Annotated in this window: 15 protein-coding genes; 7 read left to right on the top strand and 8 right to left on the bottom strand. The window is 65.9% G+C overall.

The window, feature by feature from the left end; all coding sequences use genetic code 11:
- Nucleotides 1–158: 158 nt before the first annotated feature.
- Nucleotides 159–737 carry a LytR C-terminal domain-containing protein gene (locus JWN03_RS38815; RefSeq protein ID WP_297626261.1) on the bottom strand — a complete coding sequence of 193 codons (579 nt, stop codon included), beginning with the start codon at nucleotides 735–737 and terminating at the stop codon, nucleotides 159–161.
- 37 nt (nucleotides 738–774) lie between these two features.
- Nucleotides 775–1,125 carry a DUF3263 domain-containing protein gene (locus JWN03_RS38810; RefSeq protein ID WP_297626259.1) on the bottom strand — a complete coding sequence of 117 codons (351 nt, stop codon included), beginning with the start codon at nucleotides 1,123–1,125 and terminating at the stop codon, nucleotides 775–777.
- A 183-nt stretch (nucleotides 1,126–1,308) separates the two neighbouring features.
- On the opposite strand from JWN03_RS38810, the gene JWN03_RS38805 reads away from it, so the two are divergent.
- Genes JWN03_RS38805 through JWN03_RS38795 form a run of 3 tightly spaced genes read left to right on the top strand, consistent with a single transcriptional unit; the run spans nucleotide 1,309 to nucleotide 3,727 of the window.
- Nucleotides 1,309–1,899, top strand: coding sequence for a peptide deformylase (locus JWN03_RS38805; protein ID WP_297626257.1), 591 nt, complete (start codon nucleotides 1,309–1,311; stop codon nucleotides 1,897–1,899).
- Nucleotides 1,889–2,860, top strand: coding sequence for an N-acetylglutamate synthase, CG3035 family (locus tag JWN03_RS38800; RefSeq protein WP_297626255.1), 972 nt, complete (start codon nucleotides 1,889–1,891; stop codon nucleotides 2,858–2,860). Before JWN03_RS38805 ends, JWN03_RS38800 begins: the two co-directional genes overlap by 11 nt.
- A gap of 51 nt (nucleotides 2,861–2,911) precedes the next feature.
- On the top strand, nucleotides 2,912–3,727 hold the full coding sequence (locus JWN03_RS38795) for an exodeoxyribonuclease III (RefSeq protein WP_297626252.1): 816 nt from the start codon (nucleotides 2,912–2,914) through the stop codon (nucleotides 3,725–3,727).
- Here the strand turns inward: JWN03_RS38795 and JWN03_RS38790 are convergent.
- The 5 genes from JWN03_RS38790 to JWN03_RS38770 all read right to left on the bottom strand — a co-directional run bounded on the left by JWN03_RS38790 (nucleotide 3,724) and on the right by JWN03_RS38770 (nucleotide 10,243).
- On the bottom strand, nucleotides 3,724–3,972 hold the full coding sequence (locus tag JWN03_RS38790) for a hypothetical protein (RefSeq protein ID WP_297626250.1): 249 nt from the start codon (nucleotides 3,970–3,972) through the stop codon (nucleotides 3,724–3,726). The genes JWN03_RS38795 and JWN03_RS38790 overlap by 4 nt on opposite strands.
- Nucleotides 3,973–4,102: 130 nt before the next feature.
- Nucleotides 4,103–4,741, bottom strand: a complete 639-nt coding sequence (locus JWN03_RS38785; protein WP_297626248.1) for a hypothetical protein — start codon at nucleotides 4,739–4,741, stop codon at nucleotides 4,103–4,105.
- Between the two features lie 244 nt (nucleotides 4,742–4,985).
- On the bottom strand, nucleotides 4,986–6,812 hold the full coding sequence (locus tag JWN03_RS38780) for an acyl-CoA dehydrogenase (protein WP_297626245.1): 1,827 nt from the start codon (nucleotides 6,810–6,812) through the stop codon (nucleotides 4,986–4,988).
- 349 nt (nucleotides 6,813–7,161) lie between these two features.
- The gene (locus JWN03_RS38775) at nucleotides 7,162–8,118 is read right to left on the bottom strand and encodes an oxygenase MpaB family protein (protein ID WP_297626263.1); all 957 of its coding nucleotides are present in this window, start codon (nucleotides 8,116–8,118) and stop codon (nucleotides 7,162–7,164) included.
- A gap of 208 nt (nucleotides 8,119–8,326) precedes the next feature.
- Nucleotides 8,327–10,243 carry an acyl-CoA dehydrogenase family protein gene (locus JWN03_RS38770; protein ID WP_297626241.1) on the bottom strand — a complete coding sequence of 639 codons (1,917 nt, stop codon included), beginning with the start codon at nucleotides 10,241–10,243 and terminating at the stop codon, nucleotides 8,327–8,329.
- A 190-nt stretch (nucleotides 10,244–10,433) separates the two neighbouring features.
- Here JWN03_RS38770 and JWN03_RS38765 point away from each other — a divergent pair, with 190 nt between their 5' ends.
- From JWN03_RS38765 to JWN03_RS38750, 4 genes are all read left to right on the top strand, one after another.
- On the top strand, nucleotides 10,434–11,060 hold the full coding sequence (locus JWN03_RS38765; protein ID WP_297626238.1) for a TetR/AcrR family transcriptional regulator: 627 nt from the start codon (nucleotides 10,434–10,436) through the stop codon (nucleotides 11,058–11,060).
- Between the two features lie 113 nt (nucleotides 11,061–11,173).
- Nucleotides 11,174–12,379, top strand: a complete 1,206-nt coding sequence (locus JWN03_RS38760) for a homogentisate 1,2-dioxygenase (protein WP_297626235.1) — start codon at nucleotides 11,174–11,176, stop codon at nucleotides 12,377–12,379.
- A gap of 33 nt (nucleotides 12,380–12,412) precedes the next feature.
- A complete protein-coding gene (fahA, locus tag JWN03_RS38755; protein ID WP_297626232.1) occupies nucleotides 12,413–13,588 on the top strand; it encodes a fumarylacetoacetase in 1,176 nt (391 codons plus the stop codon).
- 120 nt (nucleotides 13,589–13,708) lie between these two features.
- Nucleotides 13,709–15,985 carry an MMPL family transporter gene (locus JWN03_RS38750; RefSeq protein WP_297626230.1) on the top strand — a complete coding sequence of 759 codons (2,277 nt, stop codon included), beginning with the start codon at nucleotides 13,709–13,711 and terminating at the stop codon, nucleotides 15,983–15,985.
- A 1,010-nt stretch (nucleotides 15,986–16,995) separates the two neighbouring features.
- Here the strand turns inward: JWN03_RS38750 and JWN03_RS38745 are convergent.
- Nucleotides 16,996–17,486: HNH endonuclease signature motif containing protein (locus tag JWN03_RS38745; protein ID WP_297626227.1), on the bottom strand; the 491-nt coding region annotated here is incomplete at its 5' end.

The raw sequence follows: 17,486 nt of genomic DNA, 5'->3' as shown, positions 1-17,486 counted from the left end.
GACGAGGCCATCGGGGAACTCCTTTACGAGTCCGAGTTTACGAAAAGCTGGGTGGACATGATTACTACTCGGACAAGATGATGCCAGAGCCGTGACCCACTCCCCCGCAGGGGCTGGCCGGGTGTTCAGATGGTGCTCGGACGAGGCTGCGAAGCGGGTCAGTTGCCGGTGACGATGACGATGATCCCGGGCGGGCTGTCCATGATTCCGGCGAAGCGCGGTTCGGCGGTGATGCCGAGCTGGTTCGCGATCGCCAGGGCGGCCGCCTTCTCCCCTGCCGAACTGCCGTAGTAGACGGTCGTTTTGGAGATGACGCCCGTGCCGTAATTGCCGGTCTCGGCAATGTTCCAGCCGTCAGCCGCGAGATCGTTCGCGGTTTTCGCGGCGAGGCCGGAGACCATACTGTTGTTCAAAACCCTTACGGGAATGGTCTTGTCGACCGCGCCCGCGGCGGGGGTGGTCGGCGGCGGCGGGGTCGTGGTGACCGGCGCGGTGGTGGTTGCCGAGGGCGCGGTGGTTGCCGGAGGCGCCGAAACCTGCTGCGCCACAGTGGTGGTGGCTGCGGCCGGCTGCGCTGCGGTCGTGGTGGATGCGCTCGACGCGGCCCCTGCGTCCGAGGAATCCGAACTCGACAGGGACATCGCCCCGAGCCCGGCGAACACGATGGCAAGCGCGATCAGCACCATGGCCAGGGCGCGCAGCGGCGGGCCACCGGACGGCGTATTCGGAGTGCTCACGTCGTGGAGCCTAATCTCTGATCGGTCTGGGGGCGGTTCACACCTGGAATCCCAGACGGCGTGCGGCCCTGGTCTTCTGACGGCTGGCCCGCAATCTGCGCAGTCGTTTCACCAGCATGGGGTCCGCCGCCAGCGCTTCGGGCTTGTCGACGACCGCGTTCAGCACCTGGTAGTAGCGGGTGGGCGAGAGGTCGAACAGTTCCCGGATGGCTTCTTCTTTCGCACCGGCGTACTTCCACCATTTGCGTTCGAAATCGAGGATGTCGATTTCCCGCCGTGAGAGGCCGTGCGCGCCATCCTCATCGGGTGTCGCGGCACCGGCGGCGATGTTCTCGCTCACGGAAGGATCGTCCCCGCTTGCGGAAAATCGTGCCGCTGCGCTGTCCATAGTGCTCCCTCGCCGAGTGGTCACCAGACGAATATGGTGCTTGTACGTCGCCGCTCATTCAACCACGCGACGCTGACTTCCCGGCGCGTACCGTTCGGCGTGTTTTAGTGATCTAAGCCCGGCGTGTCGCTCTGACAACAGGTCCCGGATCGACCTCCGGAACCACCCAGTAGGCTGCTCAGCATGGCTATTCTCCCGATCGTCATCGTCGGCGACCCGGTTCTGCACAACCCGACCGAGAAGGTCACGCAGACACCCGAGGAACTTGCCGAGCTGATCGCGGACATGTACGAAACCCTGGACGCCGCCCGCGGTGTGGGCCTGGCCGCCAATCAGGTCGGTGTGCCGCTTCGACTGTTCGTCTACGACTGCCCCGACGAAGGCCCGGACGGCAAGATGGTCCGCCGGCGCGGTGCGGTGATCAACCCGGTATTGGAAACCTCCGCGATTCCGGAGACGATGCCCGATCCCGAAGATGACGAAGAGGGCTGCCTCTCGGTTCCGGGCGAGCAGTGGCCCACCGGTCGCGCCGAATGGGCGAAGGTCACCGGTACCGATGAGCACGGCGATCCGATCGAACTGGAGGGCGAGGAGTTCTTCGCCCGCATGCTGCAGCACGAGGTGGGTCACCTCGACGGCTTCCTGTACGTGGATGTGCTCGTCGGGCGCAATGCGCGCGGCGCCAAGAAGGCCATCAAGCGGAACGGCTGGGGCACGCCGGGTTTGAGCTGGGTGCCGGGCACCGTGCCGGATCCGTTCGGGCATGACGACTGATTCCCCCGGATTCGGGGGCGGCGGCCTGCCGCCCCTCGGACGCCGCATGGTCGTGCGCTACCGCCTGCCCGAGGGTTATCCACAGCCGCTGACCGATGTGATCGGCGAACTCATCGCGACCGATCCCCTGACCGTGCGCACCGCCGACGGTCAGGTGGTTTCGATCGCCTGGGATCGGGTGGTCGTATGGAAAGAGCTGGGCGCCAGGCCTATTCGGACCAGTGAGATCCGCGCCCTGGAGGCGGCGGCGGCCGACGGCTGGCCCGGTGTGCAGCGCGCCTGGATCGACGGCTGGCTGTTGCGCGCCGGCGAGGGCTACACCGGGCGCGCGAATTCCGCTGTGCCGCTGGGCGGTTCGGACGGTCCAGCGCTGTTCGACGCGGAGACCATGCACCGTATCGGCGCGTGGTACACCGCACACGGGCTGCCGATGCAGCTGCTGCTGCCGGATCGGCTCACCGCGATTCCGCAGGGCTGGCGGACCTGGAACGAAACCATGGTGCTGGCAATCGATCTCGAGACCTTCGTGCTGCCGCCGGGCGTCCCCATGCTGCGCATCACCTCCGAGCCGGACGGTGCGTGGCTGTCCATGCACCGGCATCGCGGCGGTGATACCGAGATCGGCAGGGCGCCGGTGGTGGGGGTGCTGACCGCGGTGCGCGAGGGTGAATTGGGTTTCGCCACCGTGGGTCTGCCCGCGCCGCTGGCCATCGGCCGGGCCGCGGTCACCACCGCGCCGGACGGCCGCCGCTGGGTGGGGTTGACCTGTATCGCGGTGGCGGACGAGCATCGCAGGCACGGTCTGGGTTCACTGGTGTGCGCGGAATTGCTGCGCTGGGGTCACGCCCGCGGCGCGACGCATGCGTACGTCCAGGTGGAGGCCGGCAATGCCGGAGCGCTGGCGTTGTATCGGGAGCTGGGCTTCCTCGAGCACCACTGGTACCGCTACGTGGCGCCCTGACCGGAATATCTTTGCTGTAGTCGAAAACCTCTATCTCCGAAAGGCTTTGCCGTGCGGCTCGCAACCTGGAATGTGAATTCGATTCGCTCCCGGCAGGATCGGGTGCTGGCCTGGCTGGATCGCTCCGATATCGATGTGCTGGCCATGCAGGAAACCAAGTGCAAGGACGAGCAGTTCCCGTTCGAAGCCTTCGAGGCCGCCGGTTACGAGGTCGCGCACGTGGGCTACAACCAGTGGAACGGTGTGGCCATCGCCTCGCGCATCGGCCTGGAAAATGTGGAGATCGGCTTCCCGGAGCAGCCGGGCTTCGACAAGGACGCCGGTGAATCGCTGCTGAGCACTCCGGTGGTGGAGGCCCGCGCGATCGGCGCCACCTGCGGCGGCGTGCGGGTGTGGAGCCTGTACGTGCCCAACGGCCGGGCGCTGGACGATCCGCACTACGCCTACAAGCTGGAATGGCTTGCGGCACTGCGTACTGCGGGCACGCAGTGGCTGACGGAGGATCCGCACGCGCAGATCGCACTCGTCGGCGACTGGAATATCGCGCCGACCGACGCGGACGTCTGGTCACCGGAATTCTTCGAGGGCAAGACGCACACCTCGGAGAAAGAGCGCGCGGCCTTCGAGGCGATGACGGAGGCGGGCTTCACCGATGCCATGCGCCCGTTCCACCCCGGCCCCGGCGTCTACACCTATTGGGACTACACCCAGCTGCGCTTCCCTCGCAAGGAAGGCATGCGCATCGACTTCATCCTCAACTCACCGGATCTCGCGGCCCGTGTCACCGATACGAACGTGGACCGCGAGGAGCGAAAGGGCAAGGGCGCCAGCGATCATGCGCCCGTAGTCACCGAACTGGCGGACTAGGCGTCACTGAGATTGCATTGGCTTTCGCCGCTGGCCGAACGAAGAAGGCAGGCTGCCAGCAGGCCCGCAAGTGCGACACCCCCGGCGAGAATGTCCGTCACAGCGCTACCGGTGCCGAGACCGACGGACACGCTTTTCGGCTGGGGGGCTGCGGTGGGCGCATCGGCGAGGGCAGCGCCCGTGCCGACAGTGAGGGTGGTGGTCAATGCCATGCCGATGGTGAAGGCCCGGAGGGATTGCCTCATAGTGGCGGATCTCATTTCGTCTGAAGCGGTGCAACTCTCTGCTGGCGTCGACCATAGTGGATCGACGCCATTTCAGATTGGTGTTTCACCAGCTCACAGCGCCCCCTATTGCTGGGGCTTGTGAATCCCGTTACGCCGGGCGGGTTTTGATGGCGTCGCGGGAGATGAAGACGTCGTAGCTGCCGCCGGTGGCGATGACCGCATTGCCGTAGGCCGAGCGCACGAAGGGCTTCGTGTACCAGGACTGGTCCCGCATATCCGAGAAGAAGTCGCCGTCGCCGCCATTGAGGAAGATCTGGTTCTGCTTGGTGGCGACGCCGTCGAGGCGCTGGCCGAACAGGCGGGTCACCTTGTAACCGGAGTGGAAGCCGAGCGCGTTCACCCACGGTTCCAGTTCGACGATATCGGCCTGCAAGACCCACATATCGCCCTCGACTTGGTATTTCAGGTGCTGCTCGTCATGGTCCTTGTCCCCGTACAGGGTCAGGTCGACGTTCATCATGTGCTGCTGCCCGGCCACTGGCGAGGTCACTATGTGCGCCGCCTTCACTTCGCCCGTGAGCCCGAGGAAGGTTTGCAGCAGCGTGGTGACCCAAAGGATCACCACCGCAACGAAGATCAGCGAGACCGCACCCGCGCCGCGTCCGACGAGGACTCTGAATCCCACTTTGCGAGACTTGAGCAGCGCGGTCACCAGTAGCGCGATCGCCGCGACCACGAGCGCGGCCAGCAAGAACTGCAGCCAGCCGAAAGATACCGGGAAAACCATGCGGTAGTTGTACCCGCTGAGCGTGATGCAACACAGCTGGTCACGGATAGAACGCGCGTGTCACCTCGGCGAGTCCCCAAACCCGATGCCCCAAGACACAATCCGACTCGCACCCCGGGCTGCGGGACCGACCACCCCCTTACACAATCCGGCTCGCACCCCGGGCTGCGGGACCGACCACCCCCTTACACAATCCGGCCCCCGCACCTTGGGTGCGGGGGCCGGGAGATCTACAGCGAGCTTTCTAGAAAGCCGCTTCGTCCAGCTTCATGATGTCGTTGTCGAGGTTCTCCACAATGCCGCGCACACCGGTGATGAGCGGCAGCTTGTTCTTCGCGAACCAGGACGCGACGGCGATCTTGCCGGTGTAGAAGTGCTTGTCCTTCTCGGCGGCATTGCCGTCCAGCGCGGCCTGCGCGACGGCGGCGCTCTCCAGCAGTCGCCAGGAGATGACGAGATCGCCTACGGCGTACAGGAATCGGACCGAACCGAGGCCGACCTTGTACAGCTCTTCCGGGTTCGCCTGGGCGGCCATCAGGTAACCGGTGAGGGTGGCGGCGATGCCCTGCACATCGGTGAGGGCCGTGCCCAGCAGTACGCGCTCGGCCTTGAGCTGGTCCGGTCCGCCGTCGATGAACTTCTGGATGAGCCCGGCGACGTGCGCCAGCGCCACACCCTTGTCGCGAATGATCTTGCGGAAGAAGAAGTCCTGCGCCTGGATGGCGGTGGTGCCCTCGTACAGCGAGTCGATCTTGCAGTCACGGATGTACTGCTCGATCGGGTAGTCCTGCAGGTACCCGGAGCCGCCGAGGGTCTGCAGCGATTCGGTGAGCGACTCGTAGGCGCGGTCGGAGCCGCAACCCTTCACGAGCGGCAGCAGCAGATCGTTGACGCGGGCGGCGAGGTCACCGTCGACGCCCCAGTTGGCGGCGGCGACATCGTCGTTCTGGTACGAGGAGCAGTACATGTAGAGCGCCCGCAGGCCCTCCGCGTACGCCTTCTGCGTCGCGAGGCTGCGGCGCACATCGGGGTGGTGGGTAATGGTGACGCGCGGCGCGGCCTTATCCGTCATCTGGGTCAGGTCCGCGCCCTGTACGCGCTGCTTGGCGTACTCGAGGGCATTCAGGTAACCGGTCGAGAGTGCGCCGGTGGCCTTGGTGCCCACCATCATTCGCGCATTCTCGATGACCTTGAACATCTGCGCGATGCCATTGTGCACATCGCCGACCAGGTAGCCGACGGCCGGGATATCGCCGCCGAAGGTGATCTCACAGGTGGGCGAGGACTTGATGCCCATCTTGTGCTCGACACCGGTGACCAGCGCGCCGTTCTTGGCGCCGATCGCCATGGTCTCGCTGTCGAACAGGAAGCGCGGCACCATGAACAGCGACAGGCCCTTGGTGCCCGGTCCGGCGCCCTCGGGCCGGGCCAGCACCAGGTGGAAGATGTTGTCGGCGGTATCGCCCACATCGCCACCGGAGATGAAGCGCTTCACGCCTTCGATATGCCACGCGCCGTCCGGCTGCTGCACGGCCTTGGTGCGGCCCATGCCGACATCGGAACCGGCGTCAGGCTCGGTGAGCACCATGGTGCCGCCCCAGCGGTGCTCCCAGGCGTGCGCGGCCCAGCGCTGCTGCTCGTCATTGCCCTCTTCGAAGAGGACCTTGTGCATGAGCGGGCCCATATTGAAGAAGCTGGCCGAATTGTTCGCGGCCACAATCATTTCCTGAATGCCCCAGATGAGGGCGTTCGGTGCGGCCACGCCGCCCATTTCCTCGGGCAGGCCGAGTCCGGAGTACCCGGCGTCATTGACCGCGGCGACGGTCTTGCGCAGCAGGTCCGGCACGATGATCGTGTGGTTCGGGGCATCGAACTCGACGGGGGTGCGGTCGCCCTCGATGAAGGATGCGGCGATCGGCCCTTCGGCCAGGCGCACTACCTCGGTGAGCATGTCACGGGCGGTCTCGCTGTCGAGATCGCCGTAGGCGCCCTGATCGAGCAGCGCCCCGATTCCCAGTACTTCGAACAAGTTGAACTCGATGTCACGCAGGTTCGCCTTGTAATGGGACACGGACGGGCCTCCTCAGCCATAGGTCTTGATGATCAAGAGGAGGTTGCCGTAGTCTCGTCCGGTTACGCAACCGTAGGCGGACGTGGGCCAGGTCACGATAGGGGATAAATCGGTCGCCGCGCCCCCGAATCCCGCTGGTTGGAACACCGCGGGGCGCACAGGCCGTACCGACCGCCCCGGTACATGTCACTTCTGCCACCCAGCGCGCATCACTCCGTCATCCCGGCGTATCGCCCCGTCATCCCGGCGTATCGCCCCGTCATCCCGGCGCGTTTTTGGCCGGGATCCACCTTCGACCAGTGTGGATCCCGGCCAAACGCATGCCGGGATGACGAGGGGCTGGGGTCGGCTAGGCGTGCTGTTGGGCTGCGCGGCCGTAGAGTTCCTTCGCCTGCTGCGGTGTCACCGTGACCGGGTTCTGCGGGGTGCCGGCGCGGAGGTGCTCGCGGAGCAGGCGGCCTGTCATCGGGCCGATGAAGTTCGCCGCGACCGCATGCTCGAGCCGGTCGTTGCTGAGCACCTTCATGGCGGCCCGCACGGCCTTCGGATAGGCGGCGTCGACCACCCCCGGCTGATCGAATCCGCCTGTGCGGCGCATCCATTCGGGCAGGGTGGCAATGGCGGCAGGAGCCACCAGGCGGCTGCCGGCCCACAGCTTCATGCCGCGGTCGCGCGGGGTGAACAGCAGGTAGTGCATGCCTTCGTGGGCGCGCTCGGAGGAGCTGAGCTTGGGCCGCATCTCGGCGAAGTAGTCGCGGACCTCGGCGCGGGAGGTCGGCACATCGGACGGCTTACAGGTCTGCAGTTCGGCGGCGATGACGCATTCCGCCCAGTACTGCTGTTCCTCTTCCGAGCTCAGCGGCCCGGGCCCGTACATCTCGTAGCACTTGAGCACCGAATGCCAGCCGGTGACGTGGATCCACAGCTGCGAGTCGGGATTGTTTGCGCTGTAACGCTTTCCGCTGATCGGCTCGATGCCGGTCGCCTTGGCGTGCACCTGCATGAGGTGTTCGGACGCCTCGATCGCCATGCGGCTGTCGGCCACGGCGGCGATCAGGAAGTAGGCGAAGGTGTGGTCGAGCCGCCCGCGCGGATCGCTGTAGATGCCGCCGACATCGGCGACGGCGGCGGTGAGCGCGGGATCGAAGTGCTCGAGCACCACCGAGCGCTGGAATCCGATGAGCGCGGTGGGCGCGGTCCACACCTTCCAGGTGGGCGAATCCGGCCCGAAGAAGCCGTAGTCGACCTCGCGGATGGTGCGGGCAGGGGCGTCGAATCGCGGACGCGCTCCCCCGCCTCCCCGCATATTCAGCGGACGGCCGAGGAGCCGTCGGCGTTGAGCACCCGCGCCGGCGGTTAGGTACCACACCAATTTTGGACGTACCCCAGGAGTTACCCGGACCCTCGCGAGATCAGTTGTCCCGTCTCGAGCTGCGCGTGAATGCATACTCTTTCCTGCACGAATGGAACCTTTACCCGCCGCCGGCGCTGCCCGGGGGCGAGCTCGGACAAGATCAGGGAGTCATTTCATAGGTCCCGGCGAGCACCCTGACCTGGCGCAATACCACCTCGAAGCGGACCGGGTCGGCGACCGGGCGGCGCACCAGATCGAGTGCGCGGGCCTGCTGCGCCTTGGTCGCGGAGGGCTTGGCGCTCAGGGCGACCGCGTGCTTGGAGAAGTCGCGCACGAAGATGTCGAAGAGCTGATCGAGCACATCGACGTCGGCGTTCGCGATGGCGGCCTGCTCCAGGATGAGCTGGGCGTAGGGCACCATCGTGAACAGTTCGCCGAGCCCGAACAGGAAGTCCACATCCGCCTGCTGCTCGCGGGTGGGGGTGGCGGCGGCCAGCAGGGTCTGCAGGCCGAGCGCCTGCTCCAGGAACACCGCGACATTCGGAATGTGCGCGAACTTCTCGAAGACCGGCTTCCAGTCGGCGAAGCGAATCCGGCCGAGCCCACTGCTCGGGCCCTGCCGCCACAGGAAGTCGTCGTCGGCCGCATCGCGCCGAGTCGGCACGGGAGCGTAAGTGGCACCGGCCAATTCGCTGCGCAGCTTGGGCACCAGCCCGCCGGCGCGCGGGGTGACACGGCGACTCGACCAGCTCAGCGCCTCGGAGACCACGCGCACCGCGCCCGCCGGGCTGGCGGCGGGCAGGTAGCGCAGCGCGGCCAGGGCGGCGTCGGCCGGGTGGAACATGTAGTTGGGCATGAACTTCAGGGACAGCGCCATATTCACGTGCACGGTGCCCTCGAGGCGCGGCAGGCCGAACATGCCGACCATGGCCATCGGGAAGTACATATCGTTCTCGAAGCCGCGGGCCGCGATCACATCAGCGAGATCCTCGTAGATCTTCTGCCCGGTGCGGGTCACCGACATCTTCTCGATGGCGCTGACCAGCAGGTAGCGGCGGTCGTTCTCGTTGGCGGAGCGCATGTAGTCGATGGCGCGCTCGCTGTAGAGCTTCATGCCGATCAGTCGCGCGAAGCTGTCCGCCAGTATCGATTTCACCTGCGGGAACTCGGTCACCTTGTGCCCGAACAGGATTCGATTCTCGGCATGCGTGACGGCCTCGTACATGGCGTGCTCACACGCGCCGACCGCACCGAAGCCGAGGTTGAACTTGCCGACATTGACGGTGTTCATGGCGGCATCGAAGGCGGCGCGGCCGGTGTGCAGGATGTCGCCTTCGGCGACCGGGTACTTGTCGAGTTCGAATGCGGCGACGTACATCTGGGAGTCGACGACGTTCTTCTGCAGCTTGTAGTTCTTGTGCCGGGAGTCGGCGGCGAAGAACAGGTAGCCGGAGTACTCCTCGTCGGTCATCTTCCGCTGGAAGTCCGCGGAATCGATGATCGGCCTATCGGCGCGACGGCCGAAGACCGACACCATGGCGGCCTGATTGCCATTGCCGATGTAGTACTTGCCGCCGGTCGCGGTGAAACCACCGCCGCGCGTTTTCGGCTCGAGGATCATGTCGGTGGAGTACACGTCCGCGCCGTGCGCCTGCTCGGACAGCCCGAAGGCGAAGATCTCGCCGGAGTCCAGCGCGGCCGCGGCGCGCGCCTTGGCCTCGACATTGGCGCTCTGCCAGATCGGCCCGAGGCCGAGAATGGTGACCTGCCAGACGTACCAGTACTGCATGCCGTAGAAGCCGAGGATCTTGCTCATCATGGCGATGCGCGCGGTGTCCCAGCGCTTGTTCGGGTCGCCGGCCGCCTCGGCCGCGGGGGTCAGGAAGGTGGCGAAAACACGCTCGCTCTTGATGAAATCGAGGAATTCCGAGTACCAGACCCGATCGCGGCTGTCGGCCAGCAGGCGCACCTTGCCGTGGCTCTCGAACCAGTTGACGGTGGCGCGCAGCAGGCGCCGGGTCTCGGCATCGAATTCGGCGAACTCGTGTGTCTTCGGGTTGAACAGGGTCTCGGTCATGTCGTCTTCCTCAAGCCGGGGCATCGGTCGCGGGCACGTTTCCTTCGCGAATGTAGCATTTTTATGCACTCACGTAGGAAACGATCTCGCAATCCGCACGGAGCGCGAAGTTCACATACCGGGCCGCCCGGTGCGCACCGGCCGCGACCAGCCGTTCCCTCGCCCGCACACGCTGCTATGGTCGGTGCTCATGGGCACCGAATCGGCTGTACGACCACGCCAGCGCGCGCGGCATCTCGGGCCCGAACGCCGCCGCCCGCAGGTGCTCGACACCGCCTTGAAGATTGCCGCCGACGACGGCATCGCCGCGGTGACCATCGCCGCCGTCGCCGACCGCATGAAGGTGACCCGCCCGGTCGTCTACGCCTGCTTCGCCGATCGGGTGGAGCTCATCGAGGCGCTGCTGCGGCGTGAAGAGGACCTCATGCTCACCGGGGTGCTGGCGGCGCTGCCCCGCCGCCGGGTCGAGGCCGACGAGGCCGTCTTCGTGGAGGGCTTCCGCGCCCTGCTGCACACCGCCACCGCCCGCCCCGACGGCTGGCGACTGCTCTACGGCAATCCCGATCCGGCCGTGGCCAGTTCCTTCGGGCGCGCCCGGGAGCTGGCCGTGGAGCGCTGCACCCGCCGCCTGCGCCCGACCCTGCGCGCCTGGGGCACCCGCGATGCCGAGCACAAACTGGCCGCGCTGGTGGAATTGTGGGTGTCGGCGGGTGAGGGCGCGGTGCGCACGCTGCTCACCGAGCCGGGCGACTGGACCTCGGACACGCTGGGCGAATTCGTCGGCGCGGCCGTGTATCGCGCCCTGCGGCACGCCTGAACAAGCGCTGAACAACAAGCGCTGAACAACACTGCGCCTGAGCAATTCTGCGGCCGCACCCGCAATCCGGTGGCTACGATGGAAAAGGGACCATCAGTCAGCGGGAGACGGCGATGACGTTCTATCGACAGGTGGGGGCGGTGCCGCCGAAGCGGCACACCCAACATCGTGATGAGCAAGGCAACCTCTACTACGAGGAGCTCATGGGAGAAGAGGGCTTCTCCGGTGACTCGTCACTGCTCTATCACCGCGGATTGCCGCCCGCCATTGTGGATTCGACGGTGTGGGCGCTGCCGGATCAGCGCACCTACCCGAATCATCCACTGCGGCACCGGCATCTGAAGTTGCACGAGCTGTTCCCCGAGGGGAAGCCCGCGGAGACCGATATGGTCACCGGACGGCGGCTGCTGCTCGGCAATGCCGATGTCCGCCTCTCCTATGTGGCCGCGCTCCGGGAATCCCCGCTGTATCGCAATGCCATCGGTGACGAGCTCGTCTATATCGAATCCGGCACCGGCACCGTGGAGACGGTGTTCGGGGTCATACGGGTGCATCAGGGCCATCAGGTGCTGCTACCCCGCGCGACGACGCACCGCTGGCTGCCCGAGGGACCGGAACCCTTGCGCGCCTACATTATCGAGGGCACCGGGCACATCACCCCACCCAAGCGCTACCTCTCCAAATACGGTCAGCTGCTGGAGCACTCCCCCTATTGCGAGCGCGATCTGCACGGCCCGGCGGAGCCGTTCGAGGCGCAGGGAACTGATGTGGAGGTGCTGGTCAAGCACCGGCCCGCCGGTGAAATCGTCGGCACCAGACTGGTTTACGCCGCGCACCCCTTCGATGTGGTGGGCTGGGACGGCTGCCTGTACCCGTTCGCCTTCGATATCGCCGACTTCGAGCCCCTCACTGGCCGGGTGCATCAGCCGCCGCCGTCGCATCAGGCGTTCGAGGGCAATAACTTCGTGGTCTGCAATTTTGTACCACGCAAGGTGGACTACCACCCGCTCTCGATTCCGGTGCCGTACTACCACTCCAATGTCGACTCCGACGAGATCATGTTCTACTGCGGCGGAAACTACGAGGCGCGCAAGGGTTCCGGGATCGGCCAGGGCTCGGTATCGGTCCATCCGGGCGGGTATGCGCACGGGCCGCAGCCCGGCGCCTACGAGCGCAGCATCGGCATCGAATTCTTCGATGAGCTGGCGGTGATGGTCGATACCTTCCATCCGCTGCAACTCGGAGAGGCCGCACGGGCCTGCGAGGATCCCGGTTATGCCTGGACCTGGTCCGGTCGCGGACCCTCCCAGTGGATTTGAGTCGATCACCGATGACACAGAGCAGGGGTGGATATGAATAGTCGTGTGCGGATCGAGGTCCCCGCGGACTCCGGATTCGGCCCGGCGCATCTGCCGTACTGCGTGTTCCGCCCGCTGGGCGAGGAACCGCGGGTGGGTGCGCGGCTGGGCGACAGCGTCATCGATCTGGCGGTGGCCCTGGATGATCCGATGTTCGCGCAGCCCAGCCTGAATGCCTTCATGACACAGGGCCCGCAGTGCTGGCGCGAGGTGCGGGAGCTGATCCAGGCGGCGGCGGAGCACGAATTTTCCGCCACGGCAGTGCATTCGGTGCAGTCGATCCAGCTGGATCTGCCCGTGCGGATCGCCGACTACGTCGACTTCTACGCCAGCATCGACCATGCCACCGCCATGGGCCGCATGCTGCGCCCGGATGGTGAACCGCTACTGCCGAATTGGCGGCATCTACCGGTGGGCTATCACGGCCGGGCCGGCACGGTGGTGGTGTCGGGCACCGAGCTCACCCGGCCGCAGGGTCAGCGCCGGACCGAGTCCGGCACACCGGATTTCGGGCCGACGCGCCGCCTGGATATCGAGGCCGAGCTGGGCTTTCTGGTAGGCGCGGGCTCGGATCTGGGCTCCCCGATCCGAGCCGGCGATTTCGCCGAGCACGTTTTCGGCGTGGCCCTGGTGAACGATTGGTCGGCCCGCGATATCCAGGCCTGGGAGGGACAGCCGCTCGGCCCGTTCCTCGGCAAGTCCTTCGCAACCACGCTCTCGGCCTGGGTGACACCCCTGGAAGCCTTGGCGGCGGCCCGGATTCCGCTCCCGGAGCAAGACCCGGAGCCACTGCCCTATCTGCGGGACAGCGCGCCCTGGGGTCTCGATATCGAGTTGGCGGTGCAGTGGAACGGGCAGCAGGTCAGCGCTCCCCCGTTCAGCCGCATGTACTGGTCCCCGGCGCAGCTGCTGGCGCATATGACAGCGAACGGCGCTTCCACCCGGACCGGTGACCTGTTCGCCTCCGGCACCATCTCCGGTCCGGAGCGCGAGGAGCGCGGTTCCTTCATGGAATTGAGCTGGGGTGGCACCGAGCCGATCGACGTGGACGGGGTGCAGCGCACGTTCCTGGAGGACGGCGACGAGGTGGTGGTCACCGCCACCGCACCGGCGGCGGGTGGTGGCCGGTTGACGCTCGGCGAAGTGCGAGGCCGCATCGCAAAGCAGTAGGGCCGCATCGCTGAGTAATAGCTGATCGATATGTCCATGACCATGGTCACTGTCGATCGCTAGGAAGAACTCAGGAACGCTACCGTTCCGAAGTCGAGTGACTTCGAAGGGTGCGCGTCAATGTTGACCAGTCTTGCCCGGTTCGCCATGACGCGCCCGCGCGCTGTCCTGGTGGCCGCACTGTTGCTGATGATCATTTGCGGCGGCTTCGGCGCCACCGCGAAATCGCATATGGTCGGCGGCGGCTATCTCACCCCCGAACTGGAGTCGGTGCAGGCCAACGACTTCATCGACAAACAGTTCCCGGGCGGCAACCCCAACCTGATCGTCATGGTCAGTACCGACACGGGGGTCAACAGCCCCGAAGCGCGCCACGAGGCCCAGAGCGTCACCGACCTGCTCACCCAGAATCCGAATGTGACCGGGGTGCAGTCGTATTGGACCAATCTGACGACCCGTCCGGATCTGGCCACCGCCCTGCGCAGTAAGGACAGTCACCGCGGCCTGATCATGGCCACCATCCTGGGCACCGATAACGAGGTGCAGAACCGGGCCGTCGCGCTCAGCGCGGATATCAACGGGGACCGCGACGGTGTACAGGTGCGGGTCGGCGGTATGGCCGGCAGCTTCGCCGATATCAACCATCAGGTGGAGAAGGACCTGATCCTGGCCGAATCCATTGCCGTGCCGGTCTCCGGACTGCTGCTGGTCCTGGTGTTCGGCAGCGTGGTCGCGGCATCGCTGCCACTGATGGTGGGATTCTTCGCGATTGCGGCGACGCTCGGCATTCTGCGGCTGATGACCGTGTTCATGGACGTATCCATCTTCGCGCTGAATATGACCAGCGCCCTGGGTCTGGCCCTGGCCATCGATTACAGCCTCTTCATTGTCAGTAGATACCGCGAGGAACTCGGCAACGGCCTCGATACCCGGGCTGCCATTCTGCGCGCGGTGCAGACGGCCGGGCGGACCGTGGTGTTCTCCGGGCTCACGGTCGCACTGGCCCTCGCGGCGCTTGCGGTTTTCCCGCAGCCGTTCTTCAAATCCTTCGCCTATGCCGGTGTCGCGGTCGTTGCCGCCGCGGTGGGCGCGGCAGTCCTGCTGCTGCCTGCTGCGCTGATCCTGCTAGGTGACCGGGTGAACGCCTGGGATCTGCGAAAGCCCTTGCGGCGCCTGCTGGGTCGCGGTGAGAAGACTGCGGTGCGCCCCGAGGACAGCGGCTGGTACCGGCTGGTGTCCGGCGTCATGAAGCGTCCGATCCCGGTCGCCGTCGCCGTCACCGCGATTCTGCTGCTGCTCGGAACCCCGTTCCTGTCGGCGCATTTCGGCACACCCGACGATCGAATGATCGGTAGCTTCGCCTCCAGCCGCCAGGTCGGTGACGCGGTGCGCGGAGATTTCAACGCCAATATGGCGTCCAGTGCGGTGGTTGTACTGCCCGGATTCCATGGCACACCCACCGAGATCCGGGACTATGCCACGGCATTGGCGAAGGCGCCCGGCGTGCCCGCGGTGCTGTCGAGCGACGGCGTGTACGCCGACGACGGGACCGGCGTGCGCAAGGTGGCGGCGGGCATTCCGCAGATGGCCGGGCCGGATGGGGCCTATCTGTCCGTCGGCACCAAGGAATCGCCCTTCACCGAGGCGGGCAAGACTCAGCTGGAGGCACTGCGTGCGGTACCCGCGCCGGGTCCGGCGCTGTTCGGCGGTGCGGCGGCGCTGAACGAGGACACCATGGACTCGGTCATCTCGCGACTTCCGCTGGCAGGGGCGGCAATCGCCGTGATCACCCTCATCCTGCTGTTCCTGTTCACCGGCAGTGTGGTGCTGCCGGTGAAGGCCCTGCTGCTGAATGTGCTGTCCCTGACGGCCACCTTCGGCGCCATGATCTGGATCTTCCAGGACGGTCACCTGGCGGGTCTGCTCGGCTTCACCCCCACCGGCAGCGTCGACATGTTCATGCCGATCCTCATGTTCTGCCTGGCCTTCGGCATGTCCATGGACTACGAGGTCTTCCTGCTCTCCCGCATCCGCGAAGAGTGGCTGGCATCGGACCGCACCCCCGAAGCGAACACCCGCTCCGTGGCGCTGGGCGTAGCCCGCACCGGCAAAATCTTCACCGCCGCAGCAGGTTTGATGGCAGTAGTCCTCCTGGCAGTAGCCACCTCCGAGGTCACCGCCATGAAACTCTTCGGCATAGGCCTAGCCCTAGCAGTAATAGCCGACGCCACCATAATCCGAGCCCTCCTAGCCCCCGCCCTAATGCGCCTGATGAGCACCGGCAACTGGTGGTCCCCCAAACCCCTGGCCGCCCTACACAAAAAGATCGGCCTGGAAGAAGACCCAGCAGAACCCCCAACCCCCCAACCCACCCCAGAACCAGCCCTGACAAAATAACTCCCCGCGTCTTTGGTCTTTTCGTGTTTTGTTCTCGAGAACGGCACCACAGCCGGTCGACCCCGCTGGTACCGCAGGTAATCTCTCCCAGCTGCGGAAGGTAAATCGGGTACCTCTCCCGACGTGCCCAGCACGGCCATCTCGAGCTTTGCTCGCACCCCCTGCCACACCAACCCGTTCCCCGATGCAAGAAACCCAGGTGCACCGACCCGTTTCGGTATAGAAACCGTCGGCTGCCGGGGATGGAACAGCGGGTCTCTGGGCGGCACAACGGTTATCGGGTCTGCGCGGCACCGACACCGGCTGTGCGGTCGAGGAGAAGGGCTGTCCGATGCCCGTTTCGGGGGGATTCGAGGCCGAACCAAGTCGGTGCACCTGGGCTTCTTGCGTCGAAAGACGGTGTTGGATCTCCGGGTGCGAGCAAAGCTCGAGATGGCCGTGCTGGTGACGTCGGGAGGGGTGCCCGATTTACCTTCCGCGGTTATGAGGGGATCTGCGGTACCAGCCGGAGGACTGGTTGTGGTCCGGTTCTCGAGACAAAACACGAAAGACAAAACGAAAAGGCCGAAAGACGCCCGGACACAAGAACGACAAGATCAAGAACTCGAAGACCAAGACCCAAAGAACCAAGCCGGGGAACGGCCGGTGGCATCGACGGGATCAACCTGCCGGTGGCACCCCCGGGGGCGGGGAATCCTCTTGTTGCGTCGGGGTTTTGCGGTTCGGCGGGGCGAACCAGTCTCGGAGGGGGCGCGGTGAGACGGAAGCACCGAGCGGGGGCATGGCATGTGGCACCGACGGGGCGAACCTGTCGGTAGCACCAGGGGCGGGGGACCTATTGTCGCGCCGGGGGTGAGGGTGGACGTGGGGAAATCTGTTGTCGCGGTGGGGGTGTGGTGGTCCGGCGGGTGACCCGGTCCCACAAGGGGCGCGGTGAGACGGAAGAACCGAGCCGGGCAACGGCCTGTAGCACCGACAGGTCAACCTGTCGGTGGAACAGTGGCGGGGACCTATTGTCGCGCCGGGGGTGTCATGTTCCGGTGGGCGACCCGGTACCGAACCGGTTGCGGGTGAACCGGATTGCAGAAGTTGCGGGGGCGCACCGCCGGCGGGGCGGCGGTCAGCATCTCACCGGGGTGATGATGGTGATTGACCCGCGGAGCCCGGGTCGGGTCGACATGGGCCGGGGCGATCCACGCGGTGCGGCCCGGGAAGTCCGACTCCGGACCCAGTTTGATCGTCGTCCAGCCGCGCGGGCCGTCCTTGACCAGGGCATGGCAGTGATCACACGCCAAGGTCAGGTTCTCGATGTCGGTTTTGCCGCCCTTGCTGAACTCGGTCACATGATGCACCGCGCACATGCTCGACGGTGCCGTGCAGCCCGGGCGGGTGCACCCGCGTTCGGTCGCGATCAACGCCAACCGCTGTGCCGGGTTCGCCAACCGGGCTTCCCCGATATGCAACGGCATCCCGTTCTTGTCCTTCACCAGCACGAACGTCT

The sequence above is a fragment of the Nocardia sp. genome (assembly GCF_025465275.1).
GTDB lineage: Bacteria > Actinomycetota > Actinomycetes > Mycobacteriales > Mycobacteriaceae > Nocardia.
Note: the sequence above shows the minus strand (reverse complement) of the source record. Positions and strands in the feature narration are given on the sequence as shown.